The 21,746-nt window shown below is 61.6% G+C and carries 20 protein-coding genes; 5 read left to right on the top strand and 15 right to left on the bottom strand.

The annotated features are described in order from the left end of the window. The first annotated feature begins 187 nt into the window (after positions 1-187). The 3 genes from NTD85_RS08030 to NTD85_RS08020 all read left to right on the top strand — a co-directional run bounded on the left by NTD85_RS08030 (position 188) and on the right by NTD85_RS08020 (position 2,147). Positions 188-532 carry a hypothetical protein gene (locus tag NTD85_RS08030; RefSeq protein ID WP_003222064.1) on the top strand — a complete coding sequence of 115 codons (345 nt, stop codon included), beginning with the start codon at positions 188-190 and terminating at the stop codon, positions 530-532. A 365-nt stretch (positions 533-897) separates the two neighbouring features. Continuing rightward, positions 898-1,302: a DUF4398 domain-containing protein gene (locus NTD85_RS08025; RefSeq protein ID WP_003222062.1), complete on the top strand. Its 405-nt coding sequence runs from the start codon at positions 898-900 to the stop codon at positions 1,300-1,302. A 56-nt stretch (positions 1,303-1,358) separates the two neighbouring features. Continuing rightward, positions 1,359-2,147 (top strand): OmpA family protein, encoded by a 789-nt coding sequence (locus tag NTD85_RS08020; protein ID WP_003222060.1) that lies wholly within the window; start codon positions 1,359-1,361, stop codon positions 2,145-2,147. Between the two features lie 174 nt (positions 2,148-2,321). On the opposite strand, the gene NTD85_RS08015 is transcribed toward NTD85_RS08020, so the two are convergent. From NTD85_RS08015 to NTD85_RS07940, 15 genes are all read right to left on the bottom strand, one after another. After that, a complete protein-coding gene (locus NTD85_RS08015; protein WP_003222058.1) occupies positions 2,322-2,651 on the bottom strand; it encodes a hypothetical protein in 330 nt (109 codons plus the stop codon). Next, on the bottom strand, positions 2,648-3,553 hold the full coding sequence (locus tag NTD85_RS08010; RefSeq protein ID WP_262141903.1) for an alpha/beta hydrolase: 906 nt from the start codon (positions 3,551-3,553) through the stop codon (positions 2,648-2,650). Before NTD85_RS08010 ends, NTD85_RS08015 begins: the two co-directional genes overlap by 4 nt. Positions 3,554-3,700: 147 nt before the next feature. Beyond that, on the bottom strand, positions 3,701-4,978 hold the full coding sequence (locus tag NTD85_RS08005) for a flavohemoglobin expression-modulating QEGLA motif protein (RefSeq protein ID WP_003222055.1): 1,278 nt from the start codon (positions 4,976-4,978) through the stop codon (positions 3,701-3,703). A gap of 24 nt (positions 4,979-5,002) precedes the next feature. Beyond that, positions 5,003-5,557 (bottom strand): hypothetical protein, encoded by a 555-nt coding sequence (locus tag NTD85_RS08000; protein ID WP_262141902.1) that lies wholly within the window; start codon positions 5,555-5,557, stop codon positions 5,003-5,005. A gap of 159 nt (positions 5,558-5,716) precedes the next feature. After that, on the bottom strand, positions 5,717-6,430 hold the full coding sequence (locus NTD85_RS07995) for a TetR/AcrR family transcriptional regulator (protein ID WP_003222051.1): 714 nt from the start codon (positions 6,428-6,430) through the stop codon (positions 5,717-5,719). Positions 6,431-6,535: 105 nt separating this feature from the next. After that, positions 6,536-8,038, bottom strand: coding sequence for a lysine--tRNA ligase (gene lysS / locus NTD85_RS07990; RefSeq protein ID WP_003222049.1), 1,503 nt, complete (start codon positions 8,036-8,038; stop codon positions 6,536-6,538). Positions 8,039-8,150: 112 nt separating this feature from the next. Continuing rightward, a protein-coding gene (prfB, locus tag NTD85_RS07985) for a peptide chain release factor 2 (protein WP_103485386.1) occupies positions 8,151-9,246 on the bottom strand; the annotation gives its coding sequence in 2 pieces (ribosomal slippage) (positions 8,151-9,173 and positions 9,175-9,246; 1,095 coding nt in all). Positions 9,247-9,472: 226 nt separating this feature from the next. Further along, positions 9,473-10,474, bottom strand: coding sequence for a PleD family two-component system response regulator (locus NTD85_RS07975; protein WP_201135705.1), 1,002 nt, complete (start codon positions 10,472-10,474; stop codon positions 9,473-9,475). 48 nt (positions 10,475-10,522) lie between these two features. After that, a complete protein-coding gene (locus NTD85_RS07970) occupies positions 10,523-11,533 on the bottom strand; it encodes a chemotaxis response regulator protein-glutamate methylesterase (protein WP_003222043.1) in 1,011 nt (336 codons plus the stop codon). Further along, on the bottom strand, positions 11,530-13,818 hold the full coding sequence (locus tag NTD85_RS07965) for a hybrid sensor histidine kinase/response regulator (RefSeq protein ID WP_262141900.1): 2,289 nt from the start codon (positions 13,816-13,818) through the stop codon (positions 11,530-11,532). The genes NTD85_RS07970 and NTD85_RS07965 overlap by 4 nt, the downstream gene beginning before the upstream one ends. Next, complete coding sequence (locus NTD85_RS07960) at positions 13,815-14,510, bottom strand: chemotaxis protein CheW (protein WP_262141899.1); 696 nt, start codon at positions 14,508-14,510, stop codon at positions 13,815-13,817. Before NTD85_RS07960 ends, NTD85_RS07965 begins: the two co-directional genes overlap by 4 nt. Beyond that, on the bottom strand, positions 14,507-15,781 hold the full coding sequence (locus tag NTD85_RS07955) for a CheR family methyltransferase (protein WP_262141898.1): 1,275 nt from the start codon (positions 15,779-15,781) through the stop codon (positions 14,507-14,509). The genes NTD85_RS07960 and NTD85_RS07955 overlap by 4 nt, the downstream gene beginning before the upstream one ends. Next, positions 15,778-16,296, bottom strand: coding sequence for a chemotaxis protein CheW (locus tag NTD85_RS07950; RefSeq protein WP_103520591.1), 519 nt, complete (start codon positions 16,294-16,296; stop codon positions 15,778-15,780). The genes NTD85_RS07955 and NTD85_RS07950 overlap by 4 nt, the downstream gene beginning before the upstream one ends. Next, positions 16,296-17,918 (bottom strand): methyl-accepting chemotaxis protein, encoded by a 1,623-nt coding sequence (locus tag NTD85_RS07945; protein ID WP_003222034.1) that lies wholly within the window; start codon positions 17,916-17,918, stop codon positions 16,296-16,298. Before NTD85_RS07945 ends, NTD85_RS07950 begins: the two co-directional genes overlap by 1 nt. 365 nt (positions 17,919-18,283) lie before the next feature. Then, positions 18,284-19,006 (bottom strand): tellurite resistance TerB family protein, encoded by a 723-nt coding sequence (locus NTD85_RS07940; RefSeq protein ID WP_262141897.1) that lies wholly within the window; start codon positions 19,004-19,006, stop codon positions 18,284-18,286. Between the two features lie 192 nt (positions 19,007-19,198). On the opposite strand from NTD85_RS07940, the gene NTD85_RS07935 reads away from it, so the two are divergent. Both NTD85_RS07935 and NTD85_RS07930 read left to right on the top strand, forming a co-directional pair. Next, positions 19,199-20,113 (top strand): LysR family transcriptional regulator, encoded by a 915-nt coding sequence (locus NTD85_RS07935; protein WP_007967749.1) that lies wholly within the window; start codon positions 19,199-19,201, stop codon positions 20,111-20,113. Positions 20,114-20,243: 130 nt separating this feature from the next. Next, complete coding sequence (locus NTD85_RS07930; protein ID WP_262141911.1) at positions 20,244-21,701, top strand: gamma-aminobutyraldehyde dehydrogenase; 1,458 nt, start codon at positions 20,244-20,246, stop codon at positions 21,699-21,701. Positions 21,702-21,746 lie beyond the last annotated feature (45 nt).

Raw genomic sequence — 21,746 nt, 5'->3', positions numbered from 1 at the left:
CGGCTCAGAAACGAATGCTTTGCCCAGAGAGTGCCGCTCTACGGCGCTTCTTACAAGCAGACGACGAAGGGACTTTAAACCTTGGGGCTTGGAGCTAGTCTCAATAGCAAGCCGTACAACGGCTTGCCGCCGGCCCCGCCGGACACTCACCCAGGCCTGCCACGAGCAGGCACGAAATGAGGTCATCATGAAAATCCGTGAACTCGCCCAGCATTGGGAAGAAAACGCCAAGGGTCGCCTGACCGACACCGGCTACACGATTCATCTGGACGTCGAGGCCGCTGCGCGGCTGGCGGCGATTGCCGAGATGTACCCCAAACGCCACCCGGAAGAACTGCTCGGCGAACTGATCGGCGCCGCGCTCGAAGAATTCGAGGCGAGCCTGCCGTATGTGAAAGGTTCGACCGTGGTCGCCACCGATGAGGAAGGTGATCCGCTGTATGAAGACGTCGGGCCGACACCGCGGTTTCTGGCGCTTTCTCGCCGGCATCTGCAGGATTTATCCGCCGCTGCCGGCAAGCAAAAACACTGACACAACAAAGATCAAACTGTGGGAGCGAGCTTGCTCGCGAATGCGGTATTTCAGCCGACATTGATAGCGACTGATTCACCGCATTCGCGAGCAAGCTCGCTCCCACATTGATCGTGTTCAATTTCAAAAATCGTACATTTTTTACTCGCGCGTACCTCTCCCCGCCTCCAAAGTTCCCGGTTTAGAGCCTTGTCCGTTTGGTCAAAAAAAAATTTGGCGATAGGCCATCTTTTCTGAACTTTTGAAAAACGCCTCCGGTCGGAAGCTGTAACCACGCCTGGAACGAGCGTTTCAAAAACTCGCTTTACACGACGCTCGCGGCTCCTCGACCAGGATGGATTTTCAGTTTTATCAGGAGTTAAACAATGGAGTTGAAGACCATGAAGACCCAAACCTCGTTCTCCCACCTGCGCGGTCTGAAACTGGCTGCTCTGGCTATCGGTACCAGCTTCGTTCTGGCCGGTTGCGCCGGTAACCCACCGACCGAGCAGTACGCCGTGACCCAATCGGCGGTCAACAGCGCCGTCAGCGCCGGTGGTACCGAGTTTGCTGCGGTGGAAATGAAGCAGGCGCAGGACAAGCTGAAACAAGCCGAAATCGCCATGCACGACAAGAAGTATGAACAGGCTCGCACCCTCGCCGAACAGGCCGAATGGGATGCGCGTGTAGCAGAACGCAAGGCTCAGGCCGCCAAGGCCGAACAGGCTCTGAAGGATTCCCAGAAAGGTGTTCAGGAACTGCGTCAGGAAAGTCAGCGCACCGTGCAGTAAGCGCGCATCCCGAATCGCAAAGCTGAAACTTTTATCGATAGAAAGGACGACAAATTATGCGTAAGCAACTGATGATCCCCGCTCTTCTGGCCGCAAGCGTTGCCCTGGCTGCCTGCTCCACTCCGCCTAACCCGAACCTGGAACAGGCGCGCACCAACTACGCCGGCCTGCAGGCCAACCCACAGGCCAGCAAAGTCGCTGCCCTGGAAACCAAGGACGCCAGCGATTACCTGGACAAGGCCGACAAGGCTTATCTGGACAAGCAAGACGCTGCCAAGGTTGACCAACTGGCCTACCTGACCAACCAGCGCGTGGAAGTGGCCAAGCAGACCATCGCCCTGCGCACCGCTGAAAACAACCTGAAGAACGCTGCCGCGCAACGTGCCCAGGCCCGTCTGGACGCTCGCGATCAGCAGATCAAACAGCTGCAGAACAGCCTGAACGCCAAGCAGACTGATCGCGGTACCCTGGTGACCTTCGGTGACGTGCTGTTCGCCACCAACAAGGCTGACCTGAAATCCAGCGGTCTGGTGAACATCAACAAACTGGCGCAATTCCTCCAGGAAAACCCTGATCGCAAAGTGATCGTCGAAGGCTACACCGACAGCACCGGCGCGGCGTCTTACAACCAGTCGCTGTCCGAGCGTCGTGCGACCTCGGTTCAAGTCGCACTGATCAAGATGGGCGTAGATCCTTCGCGCATCGTGGTTCAGGGTTATGGCAAGGAATACCCGGTTGCCGACAACGGCAGCGTCTCGGGCCGTGCGATGAACCGTCGTGTGGAAGTGACCATTTCCAACGACAACCAGCCAGTGCTGCCACGTTCGGCCGTCAGCTCGAACTAAGCGTCACGCAGTAACGCAAAAGCCCCGCCTGACTCAGTCAGGCGGGGCTTTTTTTGGCCATACATATTCCCCTGTGGGAGCGGGCTTGCTCGCGAAAGCGGTGGATCAGTCGGAATATAGAGTGACTGACACACCGCTTTCGCGAGCAAGCCCGCTCCCACAGTTTTGATCGGGTTATTGCTCGAGTTTCTGCGGGGTTTCCTGCCCCATGCAGCGCACGGCTTTTTTCTGCGCGTTGATCAGCACACCGGTCAGGCCTTTCTGCTCGGTATCAAACAGCACCAGCACGCCATCGATGCACTGCGCCACTTGCGGCGCCGGGTCCAGCGAGATTTTGTAGTCTTCACCCGGCACGGTCTTGAGCATGGTGAATTCGTTGAGCAGCAGCGCATCCTCGGGTTTGGCGAAGTGCAGGTAACCGTAGTACCACAGGGCACCGACCGTGCCGAGGATGCTGCAGATACCGGTGATGATCAGCGGGATGGCGTTACGTTCTTCAGTCATTGCGGACTCTCATTTTCAGAATTCGGGGGTTGCGGGTAGTTCGGGATCTCGCCGAGGCGGCGCAGGCCGTTGAAATGCTCGGGGTCTTCCAGATAACGCAGCATCACCTGGCGCCAGAGCGGATCACCGAAGGTCTGCACGTGGCCGCCGCGGGTCAGTTGCAGCACACGCGGTGGCGGCGCTGCCTGATACAGGCGGATGGCGTTGGACATTGGCACCAGTGGGTCGTCGATGCTGTGAAAGATCAGTTTCGGCACGCCCTTGAGCTGCGGCATCGAGTGGATGGCGCTGTCGCCGTCCGGCACCAGCCACGACAGCGGCACCTGGAACGGCCAGGTCAGCCATGAGGTGCTGAGGGCGTACTGGCCGACGCTGCGGTAACTGGCGGGCACACCATCGAGCACGAAAGCCTTGAGCTGTTTTTGCCGCTCGGGGTGCTGCGCCAGCCAGTGCACAGCCATTGAGCCGCCGAGGCTCTGACCGAGCAGGATCAGCGGCTTGCCTTTGACCTCGGGCGCCTGATCCAGCCAGGCGAACGCGGCGTCGATGTCCTGATAGATCGCCGGCAGGCTCGGTTCCCCCTCCGACAAGCCATACCCGCGATAGTCCACCAGCAGCACCTGATAGCCGTTTTTCGGCAACCACCAACTGCCGCCGAGGTGCATCGGCAGATTGCCGCCATTGCCGTGCAGGTGCAGAACCGTGCCCTTGACCTCGACACCGGGTTTGGCCGGCAGCCACCAGGCGTTGAGCTTGAGGCCGTCAGCCGTGGTCAGCGTGACGGTACGGTATTCGAGCTTGGCTTTTTCCGGGGTGAAGATCTGGCCCGGCTCGGGGTAGAACAACAACGAACTGCAACCGCCGAGGGTCAGGAGCAGGCAAAGGATGCCGAGGATTCTCATCCGGTGAAACCTCGCGAAGGAAATTAGCAAAACACATGACCCTGTGGGAGCGAGCTTGCTCGCGAAGGCGGAGTATCAGTCGACATTCAGGCTGAATTGCAGACCGCTTTCGCGAGCAAGCTCGCTCCCACAGGGGTAACTCATCGCCTAGAGGATATTGGAATAATCCGCCTCGATCCGGTCCAGGCTCAGGTGATTGAGGAAGTTGGAGAAGCACATCCACGCCGACAGCGCGTTCATGTCGCGAAACTGTTCCGGCAAATACTTCGGCGGCACCACCAGACCTTCATCGACCAACTGTCGCAGGGTACGCATGTCCTCCAGGGTGGTCTTGCCGCAGAACAGCAGCGGCACCTGTTCGAGCTTGCCTTTACGCACGGCCAACTGAATGTAGTTGTAAACCATGATAAAGCCCTTGAGATAGGACAAGTCTTTGGTGAATGGCAGGCCGGTCGGGGTCGAACCACGGAACACCCGACTGGCGTTGCCGTAGCTTTCGGCCATTTCAAAACCCTGCTCGCGGAAGAACTCGAACACCTGCAAGAAGTCCGCGCCCTCCTCGACCATGTGAATCGCGCGGGTACGGTTGGTCAGCTTGCGCAGGCGACTCGGGTAGGAGGCGAAGGTGATGATTTCCATCAGGATCGCCAGGCCTTCCTGGGTTACCGTCGACGAGGGCGGGCCCTTGGACAGGAAGGTGCAGATCGGCTGGTTCAAGCCGTTGAGGGTGGTGCCGACATGCACCAGGCCTTCGTGGACTTCCAGTGCACGCACGTCGCGGTCGTTGAACAGCGCGTCGGTGCGGATCTTGATGTAGTCGGCGCCCGCCGCCGCGTCGGCGACAATCCCGTCGGACTCGAACACGCGGATGGTTTCCTCGGCCTCGCCGAACACCTTGTTCAAACGCGTTTGCAGCAGGTGCACGGCGTCCTTGGCGGTGAGGATCTTCGGCTCGTCCTTCAGGTCGCCCCGGCCATCAATGTTGTTCAGGTAGTCGGACATCATCAGGCCGAGGTCGGCCAGGGTCGGGTCGCCGGCGTGAAACGCATCGGAGGCGGCGCCGTACAGCTCTTGCGAGATCAGCCCGAAATCCTCGGTACCGCGCGCTTCGAGCATGCGCACCACCATGCGGTATTCCTTGCACATGCGCCGCATGATCTGCCCGACCGGGTTGAACTGGCCGAGCTGGCGGGTGATGTCGCGCTCGATGTTCTGGAATTCCAGTTTGACCTTGCTCGAATCGAAGGACAGCGGCCGATTGAGGTAGTAGTCGCGATCCACCGCCGGCATTTCCTTGCCCTTGGCCTTGAGAAAACCCTTGCGGATATTCTCGTCCCACTTCACCGCATCGAGCACGCGGATCGGCGTCTGCGCCAGCACAATGCGATCGGACAGCGTGCGTATCGTCTGCTGGTAATCGTCCACCCGAAACTCCTGTAGAAAACTGAATTATTTGGCGCGGGCCTGGCGCTGATAGCGTGCGGCTTCGACGAATGCATCGGAATTGGCCGGATCGTCGAGGTAAGCAAAGACCTTGTCGAGACTGCTGTCGACCTGCACGCCGTCACCATCGTCGGTCGGGAATGGCTGACCGTCGAGGGTTTTCTGTTTGATCGCCTGATTGATCTGTTCGAGATCGAGGCTGTACACCACCAACTCGTGTTTGTCGGTGAGTTCGAAACCGGCGATGGTGTATTGGCCACCGTAACGCGCCGGCACTTTCGCCGACATGTACCAGCGACTGCCATGGTGCGACACGGTGAACGGGTACGCCTCGCGCTCGTGGGGTCTGGCCTTGAACCAGGTGATGGCCTGATAGCGATCAGTGCCGACGCGGGTCAGCTCAAGGTTCATCGGCTCGCCCCAGGCATTGGTGCTCGACCATGTGCCCAGCAACCCCTTGGGCGCCGGGGCACTGGCAGGCAGCGGATCCTTGAAGGTCACCAGACAGCCACTGAGCAGCAGGAACGACAAGGCGATCAGCACGCCACGCCAGGCTTTCATTCAACACTCCCTATGAACACGCGTCGCCCTGATGATCCGGCTCAGTCCCCTTGTGGGAGCGGGCTTGCTCGCGAAGGCGGTGGGTCAGTCAACTGAAGCGTTGAATGTGATACCGCCTTCGCGAGCAAGCCCGCTCCCACAGGGGATTTCCATCAGTTGTTACACCGAGGCGAGGACCAGATGCATGTACCGCGTCAGAATCCCGAGCATGTCCTGTTCGGCCAAAGGCTCGGCGTCGTTGAGCAGGCCCTGATATTCCATCCGTCCGATAATCGCCGTCAACACCTTGGCATCTTGCTGCGGTTCACGCGAGCCCAGCACCTGGAACAACTGGCAGGTGCCCTGCAGCAGAATCTGCTGATGCGAGCGCACCAGATCCGCCAGACGCGGGTTGAGCAGCGCTTCCTGGCGGAACGCCTGCTCGGCCATCAGATGCTCGCGGCGATTGACCAGTTGCCGGTGCACATAGTCGGCCATCAGCCGCGCGATGTCGTCCGCCAGTTTCGAGCGCGACTCGGGGCTGCCGTCGCCACTGACGACCATCTCGCGCAGCAGGCCTTCGTTGTTGATCCACAGCTTGGCCATGTAGGCCGCGCTGCGCTCGACGTATTGAGCGAAGGTATCGGTGAGCAGGTCATCGATATCCTTGAAGTAATAGGTGGTGGCCGACAGCGGCACACCGGCCTCGGCCGCCACCGCCCGGTGGCGTACGGCACGCACGCCGTCACGCACGACGATGCGCATCGCCGCGTCGAGAATGTCCTGACGACGCTGCTCGCTGCCCTGTCGGCTGGCCTTGCGGCCCTGGTACTGAACACTTTCAGCGACCGCAGTGGCGATACCCGCTGCACCTTCTTGAGCGATTGCAACCATCACGACTGGACTTCCTCTGCTATTTCAAAAGTAACCAATTGATACATTTGTACCAGACAGGCAATAAAAAGCCGCCTGTTTTAGGCGGCTTTTTAACTGAAACGTTTACGCTTGCGGTCGCATGTGCGGGAACAGGATCACATCGCGGATCGACGGCGAGTTGGTCAGCAACATCACCAGACGGTCGATGCCGATACCTTCACCGGCCGTTGGCGGCATGCCGTACTCCAGCGCACGCACGAAGTCGGCGTCGTAGTGCATGGCTTCGTCGTCGCCGGCGTCCTTGTCGGCCACCTGCGCCATGAAGCGCTCGGCCTGGTCTTCCGCGTCGTTCAACTCGGAATAGGCGTTGGCGATTTCACGGCCGCCGATGAACAGCTCGAAACGGTCGGTGACGTTCGGGTTCTCGTCGTTGCGACGGGCCAGCGGCGACACTTCGAACGGGTACTGGGTGATGAAGTGCGGCTGCTCCAGCTTGTGCTCGACCAGCTCTTCGAAAATCATCACCTGCAGCTTGCCCAGACCCTCGAAGCCCAGCACCTTGGCGCCGGCCTTCTTGGCGATGGCGCGGGCCTTGTCGATGTCGTTCAGGTCATCGGCGGTCAGCTCAGGGTTGTACTTGAGGATCGAGTCGAACACCGACAGACGGGCAAACGGCTCGCCGAAGTGGAACACCTTGTCGCCGTACGGCACGTCGGTGCTGCCCAGAACCAGCTGCGCCAGTTCGCGGAACAGTTCTTCGGTCAGGTCCATGTTGTCTTCGTAGTCGGCGTAAGCCTGGTAGAACTCCAACATGGTGAATTCAGGGTTGTGACGCGTCGAGACGCCTTCGTTACGGAAGTTGCGGTTGATCTCGAACACTTTTTCGAAACCGCCAACCACCAGACGCTTGAGGTACAGCTCAGGCGCGATACGCAGGAACATTTCCATGTCCAGCGCGTTGTGGTGGGTTTCGAACGGCTTGGCTGCGGCGCCACCAGGAATGGTCTGCAGCATCGGCGTTTCGACTTCGAGGAAGTCGCGCTTCATCAGGAAGCTGCGGATGTGCGCGATCACTTGCGAGCGTACGCGGAAGGTCTGGCGCACGTCTTCGTTGACGATCAGGTCAACGTAACGCTGACGGTATCGCTGTTCGGTGTCGGTCAGGCCGTGGTGCTTGTCCGGCAGCGGGCGCAGCGACTTGGTCAGCAGGCGCACATTGGTCATTTCGACGTACAGGTCGCCCTTGCCGGAACGCGCCAGGGTGCCTTCGGCGGCAATGATGTCGCCCATGTCCCAGGTCTTGACGGCGGCCAGGGTGTCTTCGGACAGGGTTTTACGGTTGACGTAGACCTGGATGCGACCGGTCATGTCCTGGATCACCATGAACGAGCCACGGTTGAGCATGATGCGACCGGCAACCTTGACCGGGATAGCAGCCTCGGCCAGCTCTTCCTTGGTCTTGTCCGCGTACTTCTTCTGCAGATCTTCGCAGTAGTTTTCGCGGCGGAAGTCGTTCGGGAAGGCGTTGCCCTTGGCGCGCTCGGCAGCCAGCTTTTCCTTGCGCAGGGCGATCAGCGAGTTTTCTTCCTGTTGCAGGGCTTGCGGGTCGAGTTGTTGGTCGCTCATGTCTTTAGATATTCCATCAGGTTCGTTGCCCCCGGGCCTGGCGGCCCGGGAATCGCCAGCAGGGCTGGCTCCTACAGGGATCGCGTTGCATCAGCGCCCCTGTGTGCGTCTTTTACAGCCCCGATTTCAGGCTGGCTTCCAGGTATTCGTCGATGTCGCCGTCGAGCACCTTGTCGCAGTCGCTGCGTTCGATGTTGGTGCGCAGATCCTTGATCCGCGACGCGTCGAGCACGTACGAACGGATCTGGTGACCCCAGCCGATGTCCGACTTGGTGTCTTCCAGCGCTTGCGACGCGGCGTTTCGCTTCTGCATTTCCTGCTCGTACAACTTGGCCCGCAGCATTTTCATGGCGGTGTCCTTGTTCGCGTGCTGGGAACGCTCGTTCTGGCAGCTGACCACGGTGTTGGTCGGTACGTGGGTGATACGTACGGCCGAGTCGGTGGTGTTTACGTGCTGACCACCGGCACCGGAGGAACGATAGGTGTCGATCCGCAGGTCTGCCGGGTTGATTTCGATTTCGACCTTGTCGTCGATCTCTGGCGAGACGAAAACAGCAGAGAACGAGGTGTGGCGACGGTTGCCGGAGTCGAACGGGCTCTTGCGCACCAGACGGTGCACGCCGATCTCGGTACGCAGCCAGCCAAAGGCGTATTCGCCCTTGATGTGCACGGTGGCGCCTTTGATACCGGCGACTTCACCGGCCGACAGTTCCATGATGGTCGCGTCGAAACCGCGTTTGTCCGCCCAGCGCAGGTACATGCGCAGCAGGATGTTGGCCCAGTCCTGGGCCTCGGTACCGCCGGAGCCGGCCTGGATGTCCAGGTAGGCGTTGTTCGGGTCCATCTCGTGGCTGAACATGCGGCGGAATTCAAGCTTGGCGAGGTTTTCCTCGAGACGGGCCAGCTCGGCGACGACATCGCCCACTGCACCTTCGTCGTTTTCTTCGACAGCCATGTCCAGCAGGTCGCGGCAATCGGCCAGACCGCCGTTCAGTTCGTCGAGGGTATCGACGATCTGCGCCAGCGCCGAGCGCTCGCGGCCCAGCTCCTGGGCGTATTCAGGTTTGTTCCAGACACTCGGATCTTCAAGCTCGCGATTGACCTCGGTCAGACGCTCATGCTTTTGATCGTAGTCAAAGATACCCCCGAATAGTTTCGGAGCGCTCGGACAGGTCCTTGATGGTGTTCAGGATCGGGTTGATTTCCATGACGGGCAGCACTCGTTGGCGAACTTTTGAAAGCCGGCGAGTATAACGTAATCAGGCTGTCACGGCAGCCCGTCTGGCGGCTGTTAAGGCGATTCACTTGACATGGCCTGACGCAGATCCCCTGTGGGAGCGGGCTTGCTCGCGAAGGCGGTGTGTCATTAAGCATCGATGTCGACTGATACTCCGCATTCGCGAGCAAGCCCGCTCCCACAGGGGGATTGCGAACCTATTCGATACCCACCTGATTACGCCCATTGTTCTTCGCCAGGTACAACCCGCGATCCGCCGCCGAAATCAGCAGCCGGCAATCGCTGCCCGATTGCGGCACCATGGTCGCCAGGCCGATGCTGATGGTCAGGCTCGCCCCGTCGCTCGGGGTATTGTGCGGAATCTTCAAGGCCGCCACGGTCTGACGCAGTTTCTCCGCCACCAGGCGTGCGCCGCCCGGCGAGGTGTTCGGCAGCACCAGGGCGAACTCTTCACCGCCGTAGCGCGCCGGCAGATCCGACGGTCGGGCGCTGGCGTCGCGGATCGCTGTGGCGACCTTGCGCAGCGCCTCGTCGCCTTCGACGTGGCCAAAGCTGTCGTTGTAGGACTTGAAGTAATCGACGTCGATCATCAGCAGCGACAACTGGCTCTGGTCGCGCAGCGAACGGCGCCATTCCAGCTCCAGATACTCGTCGAAGTGCCGGCGGTTGGACAGCCCGGTCAGGCCGTCGGAGTTCATCAGCCGTTGCAGCACCAGGTTGGTGTCGAGCAACTGCTGCTGGCTGACGCGCAACGCGCGGTACGCCGCATCCCGCTGCAGCAAGGTCATGTAGGAGCGCGAGTGGTAACGGATGCGCGCTACCAGCTCGATGGTGTCCGGCAGTTTCACCAGATAATCGTTGGCCCCGGCGGAAAACGCCGCACTCTTGATCAGCGGGTCTTCCTTGGTCGACAGGACGATGATCGGGATGTCCTTGGTCGCCGGGTGATTGCGGTACTCGCGCACCAGGCTCAGGCCGTCGAGGCCGGGCATCACCAGATCCTGCAGGATTACCGTCGGTTTGATCCGTACCGCCTGGGCGATGGCCTGGTGCGGGTCGGAGCAGAAGTGGAAGTCGATGTTCTCTTCATTCGACAGCCCACGGCGCACGGCCTCGCCGATCATCGCCTGATCGTCCACCAACAACACCATGGCGGCGTTTTCGTCGGTTTTAATGTCGTCGATCTGTAAATCATTCATGGGCGGTCACCTGAATACTGCGGGGGCCAGGATTGCGGAATAGCCTGTTCATTTGGGGAAAACCTCCAGCAACCGTGGCGCTATCTTTTCCAGTGGGCGGATTTCGACGGCAGCATCGATGGCCGCTGCTGCCTTGGGCATCCCGTAGACCGCACTGCTTTGCTGGTCCTGCGCGATGGTCAGATAACCCTGCTGGCGCATGAGCTTAAGCCCTTGCGCCCCATCGCGTCCCATTCCGGTCAATAAAACCCCGATCGCATCGCCGTTCCAATAACTGGCGACACTTTCGAAAAACACGTCGATCGAAGGTCGGTAGATCTCATTGACCGGCTCGGCGGTGTAGGCCAGCGTGCCGTTTTTCAATAAGCGAATATGGTGGTTGGTGCCGGCCAGCAGCACCGCGCCAGCCTGCGGCGGCTCGCCTTCGCGGGCCAGGCGTACATCGAGGCCGCTGGCGCTGGCCAGCCATTCGGCCATGCCGGCAGCAAACACCTGATCCACGTGCTGCACCAGCACGATGGCCGCCGAGAAATTGCGCGGCAGGCCCTTGAGCAACACTTCCAGCGCTGCCGGTCCGCCGGCAGAAGAGCCGATCGCCACCAGCCGCTTGCACGACGCCGAACTGCGGTGGGGCGTCGGCACCGGACGCGAGCGCGGGGTTTTCTCGCCGATCAGCCAGCCAATGTTGAGGATCTTGCGCAGCAACGGCGCCGCCGCTTCCTGCGCGTTCCCCGCACCAAGGGCCGGGGTATCGACCACGTCCAGCGCGCCGTGGCCCATGGCTTCGAAGACCCGGTGCACGTTCTGCTGGCGGTCGACCGTGACGATGACGATGGCGCACGGGGTTTCGGCCATGATCCGCCGGGTAGCCTCGACGCCATCCATCACCGGCATGATCAGGTCCATCAGGATCAGATCCGGAGTGTTTTCGGCGCACAGTTGCACCGCCTCGGCGCCATCTCTGGCGACCCAGATCACCTGATGCGCCGGCTCGAAGGCCAGCGCACGGCGCAGTGCCTCCACCGCCAGGGGCATATCGTTGACGATTGCGATTTTCATGCCCGCGCTCCTCCAATGAGCTCAACCACTGCATCAAGCAGGGCGTCGTCATGAAAACTGGCCTTGGCTAAATAATAGTCGGCGCCGGCATCCAGTCCACGACGCCGGTCCTCTTCACGATCCTTGTACGAGACCACCATCACCGGCAGCGATTGCAGACGGTTGTCGCGGCGCAACAGGGTGACCAGCTCGATGCCGTCCATGCGCGGCATGTCGATGTCGGTGATCAGCAAATCGAAGTCCTCCGAACGCAAGGCGTTCCAGCCGTCCATGCCGTCTACCGCCACCGCCACGTCGTAGCCGCGATTGAGCAGCAGCTTGCGTTGCAGCTCGCGCACGGTCAGCGAGTCGTCGACCACCAGAATCCGCTTGCGCGCCACTTCGGCGGCCTGATTGCCATAGCGGGCGATACGTTCCAGACGCCCGGTATTGAGCAGTTTGTCCACCGACCGCAGCATGTCCTCGACATCGACGATCAGCACCACCGAACCGTCGTCGAGCAACGCCCCGGCGGAAATGTCCTGAACCTTGCCCAGCCGCTCATCCAGCGGCAGCACCACCAACGTGCGCTCGCCGACAAAACGCTCGACCGCCACGCCGTAGACCGCATCGCGCTCGCGGATCACCACGACCTTGAGGGTTTCGCTGCTGCTCTGACTGGCCGGACGGTTCAACAACTGGCTGGCGGCGACCAGTCCGACGTGCCGGCCTTCGTGCCAGAAATGCTGGCGCCCCTCGATCTGCACGATGTCCTGTGGCTGCAGATCGCACATGCGCTCGATGTGCGCCAGCGGAAAGGCGTAGGCCTCTTCGCCGACTTCCACCACCAGACTGCGCACCACCGACAAGGTCAGCGGTACTTCCAGATGAAAGCGGCTGCCCTCGCCTGCCGTCTGCTCCAGCACCACCGCGCCGCGCAACTGCCGCACCATGTGCTGCACCGCATCAAGACCGACGCCACGTCCAGACACTTCGGTGACCGTGTCGCGCAGGCTGAAGCCCGGCAGAAACAGGAATGTCAGCAGCTCGTCTTCGCTCAACTGCGCCGCCGTTTCGGCGGGCGAAAGCTGACGTTCGACGATGCTGCGGCGGACCTTTTCCAGATCGACGCCATTGCCGTCATCGCTCAATTCCAGCACCAGCAAACCAGCCTGATGCGAGGCACGCAGGCGGATCAGGCCTTCTTCGGACTTGCCTTTGAGCAGGCGTTGTTCCGGGGTTTCGATGCCGTGGTCGACCGCGTTGCGCAGCAAATGAGTCAGCGGCGCTTCGAGCTTTTCCAATACGTCGCGATCGACCTGCGTCTTCTCGCCCTCGATCTCCAGCCGCACCTGTTTGCCAAGGCTGCGCCCCAGATCCCGGACCATGCGCACCTGACCGGTGAGCACATCGGCGAACGGGCGCATGCGGCAGGCCAGCGCGGTGTCGTAGAGCACTTGGGCGCGCTGGCTGGCTTGCCAGGCGAATTCGTCCAGTTCGGCGTTCTTTTCCGCGAGCAATTGCTGAGACTCGGCCAGCAAGCGGCGGGCATCTTCAAGGGCTTCCTGGGCTTCGAGGCTCAGCGCATGTTCCTTGAGATGCACGTTGAGGCTTTCCAGTGCCCGCAAGCCGTTATTCTGCATGCGCTTGAGACGCTGCATGGTCGCCAGATGCGGTTTGAGGCGCTGGGTTTCGACCAGCGATTTACTCGACAGGTCGAGCAGGCTGTTCAGGCGTTCGGCGGTAACCCGCAGTACCCGCTCGCCACCTTCGGTGGTGCGTTTGTTCTTGCGCGGAGCCGGGTCAGAGGTTTCCAGCGGTGTATCGATCACTGTCGCTGGAGGCTCAATCGGTGTCGGCGTTGGCGCCTGCATCTGCAACTCGGCCATCGGCGGCGGCGCCACTGCGGGCGGTGCCGAAGGGTCGAGCAAGCGCCCCATCAGCGCCACATACGCTTCGATGTCCGGCGCTTGCGGGGCATTGGCGGGCGTGGCGATACGCATCAACAGATCGGTGCCCTGCAACAACGCATCGATGTGTTCGGGGCGCAGCAACAGCCGCCCTTCCTGAGCGCTGACCAGGCAATCTTCCATCACGTGGGCGACGCTGACGCCGCTGTCGATCCCGACGATGCGCGCCGCGCCCTTGAGCGAGTGCGCCGCGCGCATGCACGATTCCAGATAATCGGCCTGGGTCGGATTGCGCTCCAGCGCCAGCAGCCCGCTGCTGAGCACCTGGGTCTGGGCCTCCGCTTCGAGACCGAACAGCTCCAGCAGCGAGGCGTCGCGCATTTGCTCGGGGGTCATGTGAGGCTCCGGGTCACGGCGGACAGCAGCTGTTCTTCATCCAGCCAACGCAGGCTGCGCCCCCGAAATTGCAGGACACCACGGGTGTATTTGGCGCTGGCGGTGCTGTTGTGTTCACCGCCGGCACGCGACGCGGCGTCGAGAATTTTTTCGTCGATGGCGTGGATGCCGTCGACTTCGTCCACCGGCACCACCACTGGCCCGCCGTGGGCGGCGATGATCAGCATGCGCGGCATGATCCGCGCGCCGCTGGCCGGTGCGGCGTTGCCGTCCAGATCGAGCAGTTCGACCAGCGACAGGCAGGCGACCAACGCCCCGCGCACGTTCGCTACGCCAAGCAAGGCCCGCGAACGCTGATGCGGCAACGAGTGAATCGCCTGCAGCGGCGCCACCTCCACCAGAGTGCGGGTGGCCAGTCCCAGCCATTCCTCGCCGAGGCGGAACATCAGCAGCGAACGGGTTTTCACATCGGTTTCAACCGCCACGGCGACCGGATCGCGCTCGTCCTGCTGCAACGCATAACGGTCAAGCAGACGGGTGGCGGCGGCGGAATACACCGCGCAGTTGCGGCAATGAATATGTTCGGCCAGCAACGGGCAGGACTTGTCGCCATGAATGCCGATACGGTTCCAGCAATCGTCGATGGCCCGGGCGTCTTCGTGGGTGACGTTCAAGGTGTCGGACGGGATCATCGTTTACGCTCACTGTCGGCGGTGCGGCCGCTGCGGGCGGCGCGTTCCTGCAATCGTCTGGCACCGGCGCTGTCACCCTGGGCCTGCAGCAAGGCAGCCAGGTGCATCAACGCTTCGGGGTGTTGCGGTTCAAGATACAAGGCCTTGCGGTAATAACTCTGGGCTTCGAGCGCGGCACCGGCAACATCGCTGAGCAGGCCGAGCCAGTAGAACACCTGCGCCACTGGCTCGTGACTGCGCAGATACTGCTCGCATGCTGCGCGGGCCTCGGCGCTTTTGCCTTCGTTGGCCAGCGCAGCGATGTTGGCGAGCAAGGTCGCCGCGTCCGGGTGGGCACTTTTGCTGTTGACGGGCAGCGGTGCAACGCTGGCAAACGGACGCGGGCGCACTGGCGGTGGCGGCGGCGGACTGCGCAACGGTTGGCGCACGGGCAGTGGCGTGGGTGTCGGCAATGACACCGGCTCCGGCAGCGGATCATTGTGCCGACTGAAGGCGAACGACTGCGGAATGCCGATCGAACGCATGCCCAGGCGCCCGAGCAGACTGCCTTCGGCCGGGCCGATGAACAGCACGCCATCGACGTGAGTCAGGCGCTTGAGCACTTCGAAGACTTGCTTCTGGGTCGGCTGATCGAAATAGATCAACAGGTTGCGGCAGAACACGAAGTCGAACGGTGGCTCACCCGCCAGCAGCGTCGGATCCAGCACATTGCCGGCCTGCAGGCGCACCTGCTCGCGCACCGCTTCGTTGACCCGATGCCCCTCCGGCTCGGCGGTGAAATGACGCTCGCGATAGTCCAGATCCTGACCACGAAACGAGTTCTTGCCGTAAAGAGCCCGCCGCGCCTTGTCCACCGACAGCGGGCTGACGTCCATGCCGTCGACCTTGAACTGATGCGGTTTGAGACCGGCATCGAGCAAAGCCATGGCAATCGAATAGGGTTCCTCGCCGGTCGAGCACGGCAAGCTGAGGATGCGCAGCGCGCGCATGTTGTTCAATTGGTCCAGACGCTTGCGCGCCAGCTTGCCGAGGGTGGCGAAGGATTCCGGGTAACGGAAAAACCAGGTTTCGGGGACGATCACCGCTTCGATCAGCGCTTGCTGCTCGTCACGCGAGCCTTGCAGCAGTTGCCAGTACTCATCGCTGTGCGCCGCTTGCGAAAGCGTGGTGCGCTGACGCACCGCCCGCTCGATGATCGCCGGGCCCACCGAGGTGACATCCAGACCGATGCGTTCCTTGAGGAAATCGAAAAAACGCTGGTCGCTGCTCATGACTGCGCCTCAAGCGGCGCCGGGAACAGCAGGCTGCGCACCGCGTCATCCAGCAAGTCGTTGACCCGCACCCACTGCACCAGCCCTTGGGCATCTTCGCGCACCGGGCCAAGGTACGGCGCCTGGCGATTGTCCAGACCATACGGCTGGAAATCTTCGGGGTTGCAGCGCAGGGTATCGGTCGCCTGCTCAAGGATCAGCCCGAGCCAGCGCGGCGGCTGCCGTTCATCCGGGCGGTAATGCACCAGCACCAGTCGCGTACTGGTGCGCGCCTCGGCAGGCTGGCCGAAGGTCAGCGCACTGAGGTCGAGCGCCGGTACCACCGTACCGCGATAGGCGAACACCCCGGCGACCCAGTCCGGTGCCTGGGCAATCGGCTTCAACGGCAGGCGCGGCAGCACTTCCGCCACCTCGGTGGCGCGCAAGGCGTAACGTTCGTTGCCGATGCGAAACAGCAGGAACAACGCCTGCTTCGCCACTGGCGCAGCGCTGCGTTTGGCGGTGATTTCACTCATCAGACTTTGAATCGCGAAACGCCGCTGCGCAGCCCGACGGCCACCTGGCTCAGTTCGTCAATGGCGAAACTGGCCTGACGCAACGACTCGACAGTCTGGCTGCTGGCATCGCCCAACTGCACCAGCGCGTGGTTGATCTGCTCGGCACCGGTGGCCTGGGCCTGCATGCCTTCGTTGACCATCAACACCCGCGGCGCCAGCGCCTGCACTTGATGGATGATCTGCGACAGTTGCTCGCCGACCTGCTGCACTTCGGACATGCCACGGCGCACTTCTTCGGAGAACTTGTCCATGCCCATCACGCCGGCGGACACCGCCGACTGGATCTCGCGAACCATTTGTTCGATGTCGTAAGTGGCGACGGCGGTCTGATCCGCCAGACGCCGCACTTCGGTGGCGACTACGGCAAAACCGCGACCGTATTCACCAGCCTTCTCGGCCTCGATGGCAGCGTTGAGCGACAGCAGGTTGGTCTGGTCGGCAACTTTTACGATGGTCACCACCACCTGATTGATGTTGCCGGCCTTCTCGTTGAGGATCGCCAGTTTGGCGTTGACCAGATCGGCCGCGCCCATCACCGAGTGCATGGTGTCTTCCATCCGCGCCAGACCTTGCTGGCCGGAACCGGCGAGCACCGAGGCCTGATCGGCAGCGGTAGACACTTCGGTCATGGTGCGCACCAGATCCCGCGAGGTAGCGGCGATCTCCCGCGAGGTCGCGCCGATCTCGGTGGTGGTGGCCGCAGTTTCGGTAGCGGTGGCCTGTTGCTGCTTGGAGGTGGCAGCGATTTCGGTCACCGAGGTGGTCACCTGCACCGAGGAGCGCTGGGCCTGGGACACCAGCGAAGTCAGCTCGGTCATCATGTCGTTGAAGCCGGTTTCCACCGCGCCGAACTCGTCCTTGCGGTCGAGGTTCAGACGGCTGCTCAGGTCGCCGGTACGCATGATTTCGAGGATTTTCACGATGCGGTTCATCGGCGCCATGATCGCGCGCATCAGCAGCAGACCGCAGGCACCGGCCGCCAGCACCGCCACCAGCAGCGAGACGAACATACTGACCTTGGCCGCTGCCACCGCTTCGTCGATGTTGGCCATGGCCTGATCGGCAACCTTCTTGTTCTCGCCGATGATGTCATTGAGTTTCATGCGGCCGGTGTACCAGGCCGGGGTCAGCTTCTCGGTGAACAGCTTGACCGCTTCGGCTTCCAGGTTGCGCTTGTGCAAGTCGAGCACCTGATCCTGGATCTGCATGTAGACGTCGTGGTCTTTCTCGAACGCGGCGAACTCCACCCGGTCTTCATCGGTGGTGACGGTGTTGCGGTAGTTGGCCATCTGCTCTTGCAGGCGCGTCTCGAACGCCTTGTAGTCCGCCGCGTCTTCGCTGCTGATGCCCTGCCCTTCCTTGAGGCCGAGCAGTTCCTGGGTCTGCAGATAGCTGTCGACCCAGGCGCCACGAATCATCGAGCTGTAATAGACGCCGGGCACCGCGTCGTCACGCACACTGCTTTCACTGGCTTCGATCTTCAGCAGGCGTGAATACGAAACAACGACCATCAGCAACATGATGGCGATAATCACCGCAAAGCTCGCCAAAATGCGTTGGCGCAACGTCCAGTTCTTCACAGTGAGTCCTCGTGCCTAAGTCGAAATGCGGGGAGTATAGCCGAGGGCGGTGTTTCATTTATAAGACGCTTTTTAACCCTCGGGCCCGCCCGACGTGGTTCGCGGGAAGGCTCTGGGGTGGGACTGTCCGACAATCCCGGGCTGGCGTGCCAGCGATGGAATGGCAAAAAGGGGCGATGGATCGGCCATTGCTGTTGTTGTGAGGCTGGAAAGCAATCGCGAGCAGGCTCACTCCTACACATTTCGGCGTCCAGTCCAAAACCTTGTAGGAGCTGCGGCACGCTGCGATCTTTTGATTTTTAAAGCCAACATCAAAAGATCGCAGCGTACCGCAGCTCCTACATGAGTACCGTGTTCAGGTAGTTCTATAGCGACGCCTGTCGTACCTGTTTCTCCAGCTCTACCTTCAACCCCGGCTCCAGCTTCAGTTGCTTCGCCAACTCTTCCAGATAGGCCTTTTCCATAAAGCTTTCCTCATCCACCAGCATCACACTGGCGATGTACATCTCTGCGGCCATTTCCGGAGTGCCGGCGGCGCGGGCGACATCGGCTGGGTCGAGGGGTTTGTTGAGTTCGGCGTGCAGCCAGTGTTGCAGTTCCTGATCGTTGTCGAGTCGGGTGAATTCGCCTTCGATCAACTGGCGCTCACGGTCATCAATGTGGCCGTCAGCCTTGGCGGCGGCGACCAGTGCTTTGAGAATCGCCTGGCTGTGTTGCTCGGCTTGCGCCGGTGGCAGTCGATCCAGCGTCTGCGGTTCGGTTTGTGGCGCGGTGCCTTTTTGCGCGTTCCAGTTGCCGTAAGCCTTATAGGCCAGCACACCAAGGGCAGCGAGGCCACCGTAGACCGCAACTTTACCGCCGACCTTGCGGGCCTTTTTGCTGCCGAGCAGCAGGCCCATCGCCCCGGCAGCCAACGCGCCACCGCCCGCCCCCGAGAGCAGGCCACCCAGCGCACCAGCGCCTGAAGACCCACCAAGCAAACCGCCCAGGCCACCAGCCGCCGGTTTGTTCTGCGCGCTACCGGCCTTGTTCTGCAACAGATCCTGGCCGGACTTGAGTAGTTGATCGAGCAATCCACGGGTGTTCATGTTCCGCCTCCAAAACTGGGGTTATTCGGATCTATCAGGCCCTCAGCCTAGTTCGAAAGTGCCCCCGAGCGGCCGGCGAGTGTGCTTCCAGATGTTGCTCACTTTCCTGCACAGGCACTGGCAACAGCCCTTCGTGAAAATAGATATACACTCCAGCCAATCTATAAAAACCGCCCACCGGGTACCCTGCTCATGATGACACTGCGTCAGATCCGTCACTTCATCGCGGTGGCCGAGACCGGCTCGATTTCCGCCGCTGCGCAAACCGCGTTTATTTCCCAATCGACGTTGACCCTGGCGATCCAGCAACTGGAAGAGGAAATCGGCGTCAGCCTGTTCAGCCGCCACGCCAAGGGCATGACCCTGACTCACCAGGGCCATCAATTCCTGCGGCAGGCGCACCTTATTCTGGCCACGGTGGATAACGCCAAGCGCAGCCTGCAACAAAGCACCGATCAAGTTGCCGGGCAGTTGATCGTCGGGGTGACCAGTCTGGTCGCCGGTTACTACCTCGCCGATCTGCTCACCCGTTTTCAGCGCGCCTACCCCAATGTCGAAATCCGCGTGATGGAGGACGAGCGCCCCTACATCGAGCACCTGTTGGTCAGCGGCGAGATCGATGTTGGCGTACTGATCCTCTCCAACCTCGAAGACCGTCACGCCTTGCAGACCGAAGTGCTGACCCACTCGCCGCACCGACTGTGGCTGCCGGCCCAGCATCCATTGCTGGAACACGACAGCATCAACCTCGCCGACGTCGCTCGCGAACCGCTGATTCAACTGAACGTCGACGAGATGGATCGCAACGCCCAGCGCCTGTGGCGCGGTGCCGGCCTGCAACCGAAGATCACCCTGCGCACTGCATCGACCGAAGCCGTGCGAAGCCTTGTCGCAGCAGGTCTGGGCGTATCGATTCAACCGGACATGACTTACCGCCCATGGTCACTTGAAGGCGACATCATTGAAGCGCGGCCGATTGCCGACCTTAACCAGACCCTCGACGTCGGTCTGGCCTGGCGCCGAGGGACAGCGCGCCCCGCTCTGGTCGACCCGTTTTTGACTGTGGCCCGCGAACAGCCGCACGGCGGACGCAAGCCATCTATTTAATCGAATGCCACCTTCAGTATTTAGAATTTGTCGACCTCGGAGCCGCGCACTAGTCTTGCAGCATCTATAAGACGGTCGGCTCCCGGGCACGGGAGCAGCAATGACCACACAAGAAAAGAGATCGCGGAAAATGGCTGGCGTGCAGACCCCGATGTGTACCGCGTTGTTGATCGACGGCGAACTGGTCGCCGGGCAAGGTTTTGTCGAACCGATCCTCAACCCGGCCACCGGTGAAATCCTCACCCACATCGCCGAGGCCAGCACCGAGCAGGTCGAAGCCGCGATCCTCGCCGCCCACCGTGCCTTTGCCGAATGGTCACGCACCACGCCGCAACAACGCTCCAACCTGCTGCTGGACATCGCCAGCGCGGTAGAAAAACACGCCGACTACCTAGCCCGCCTTGAAGCGCTGAACTGCGGCAAGCCGCTGCACCTGGCGCGGCAGGACGATCTGACCGCCACCGTCGACGTGTTCCGCTTCTTTGCCGGCGCCGTGCGCTGCCAGACCGGTCAGCTCAGCGGTGAATACCTGCCGGGCTACACCAGCATGGTGCGCCGCGATCCGATTGGCGTGGTGGCCTCGATTGCGCCATGGAACTACCCGATCATGATGGCCGCGTGGAAAATCGCTCCGGCCCTCGCCGCCGGCAACACCCTGGTGTTCAAGCCATCCGAACACACGCCGCTGTCGATCCTCGCGCTGGCGCCCGCACTGGCCGAGATCCTGCCGCGCGGGGTGATCAACATCATCTGCGGCGGTGGCGAAGGCGTCGGCAGTCATCTGGTCGGTCACGCCAAGGTGCGCATGGTCTCGCTGACCGGCGATATCGTCACCGGGCAGAAGATCCTTCAGGCGGCGGCAAAAACCCTCAAGCGCACGCATCTGGAACTCGGCGGCAAAGCCCCGGTGATCGTCTGCAACGACGCCGACATTCAAGCGGTGGTCGACGGCGTGCGCACTTACGGTTACTACAACGCCGGGCAGGACTGCACCGCCGCGTGCCGGATCTACGCGCAGGCCGGGATTCACGACAAACTGGTCGCCGAACTCGGCGCAGCAGTCAGCAGTCTGCGCTTCGCCGGTAAGCGCGATGCCGACAACGAGATCGGCCCGCTGATCAGCACCCGCCAGCGCGACCGCGTCGCCAGTTTCGTCGAACGCGCCCTCGGTCAACCGCACATCGAGCGGGTGACCGGCGCGGCGGTGCATTCCGGCGCCGGTTTCTTTTACCAACCGACGCTGCTCGCTGGCTGCAAACAGAGCGACGAAATCGTCCAGCGCGAAGTGTTCGGCCCGGTGGTCACCGTGACCCGCTTCGACGAACTCGCGCAAGCCGTGGACTGGGCCAACGACTCCGAATACGGCCTCGCGTCGTCGGTGTGGACGCAAAATCTGGACAAGGCGATGCAGGTCGCCGCCCGTTTGCAGTACGGCTGCACCTGGATCAACAGCCACTTCATGCTGGTCAGCGAAATGCCCCACGGCGGGCTGAAACGCTCCGGATACGGCAAAGACTTATCCAGTGATTCGCTGCAGGACTACAGCGTGGTGCGGCACATCATGGCCCGCCACGGCCAGCATCTCTGACTACGCTAATAACAAGCCGCAAAACGGCATGGCTTCACCGCGTTC

It is taken from the genome of Pseudomonas sp. 13B_3.2_Bac1 (assembly GCF_025466205.1).
Lineage (GTDB): Bacteria > Pseudomonadota > Gammaproteobacteria > Pseudomonadales > Pseudomonadaceae > Aquipseudomonas > Aquipseudomonas fluorescens_H.
This window is presented reverse-complemented; position numbering and strand designations above follow the sequence as displayed.

Coding starts and splice junctions, on each gene's coding strand:
- NTD85_RS08020 (WP_003222060.1), top strand. CDS start 1,359: ATGCGTAAGCAACTGATGATCCCCGCTCTTCTGGCCGCAAGCGTTGCC.
- NTD85_RS08010 (WP_262141903.1), bottom strand. CDS start 3,553: ATGAGAATCCTCGGCATCCTTTGCCTGCTCCTGACCCTCGGCGGTTGC.
- NTD85_RS07950 (WP_103520591.1), bottom strand. CDS start 16,296: ATGAGTGAAATCACCGCCAAACGCAGCGCTGCGCCAGTGGCGAAGCAG.
- NTD85_RS08000 (WP_262141902.1), bottom strand. CDS start 5,557: ATGAAAGCCTGGCGTGGCGTGCTGATCGCCTTGTCGTTCCTGCTGCTC.
- NTD85_RS07965 (WP_262141900.1), bottom strand. CDS start 13,818: ATGACCCCCGAGCAAATGCGCGACGCCTCGCTGCTGGAGCTGTTCGGT.
- NTD85_RS07975 (WP_201135705.1), bottom strand. CDS start 10,474: ATGAATGATTTACAGATCGACGACATTAAAACCGACGAAAACGCCGCC.
- NTD85_RS07955 (WP_262141898.1), bottom strand. CDS start 15,781: ATGAGCAGCGACCAGCGTTTTTTCGATTTCCTCAAGGAACGCATCGGT.
- NTD85_RS08025 (WP_003222062.1), top strand. CDS start 898: ATGGAGTTGAAGACCATGAAGACCCAAACCTCGTTCTCCCACCTGCGC.
- lysS (WP_003222049.1), bottom strand. CDS start 8,038: ATGAGCGACCAACAACTCGACCCGCAAGCCCTGCAACAGGAAGAAAAC.
- NTD85_RS08015 (WP_003222058.1), bottom strand. CDS start 2,651: ATGACTGAAGAACGTAACGCCATCCCGCTGATCATCACCGGTATCTGC.
- NTD85_RS07995 (WP_003222051.1), bottom strand. CDS start 6,430: ATGGTTGCAATCGCTCAAGAAGGTGCAGCGGGTATCGCCACTGCGGTC.
- NTD85_RS07940 (WP_262141897.1), bottom strand. CDS start 19,006: ATGAACACCCGTGGATTGCTCGATCAACTACTCAAGTCCGGCCAGGAT.
- NTD85_RS07930 (WP_262141911.1), top strand. CDS start 20,244: ATGGCTGGCGTGCAGACCCCGATGTGTACCGCGTTGTTGATCGACGGC.
- NTD85_RS07970 (WP_003222043.1), bottom strand. CDS start 11,533: ATGAAAATCGCAATCGTCAACGATATGCCCCTGGCGGTGGAGGCACTG.
- NTD85_RS07935 (WP_007967749.1), top strand. CDS start 19,199: ATGATGACACTGCGTCAGATCCGTCACTTCATCGCGGTGGCCGAGACC.
- NTD85_RS07960 (WP_262141899.1), bottom strand. CDS start 14,510: ATGATCCCGTCCGACACCTTGAACGTCACCCACGAAGACGCCCGGGCC.
- NTD85_RS08030 (WP_003222064.1), top strand. CDS start 188: ATGAAAATCCGTGAACTCGCCCAGCATTGGGAAGAAAACGCCAAGGGT.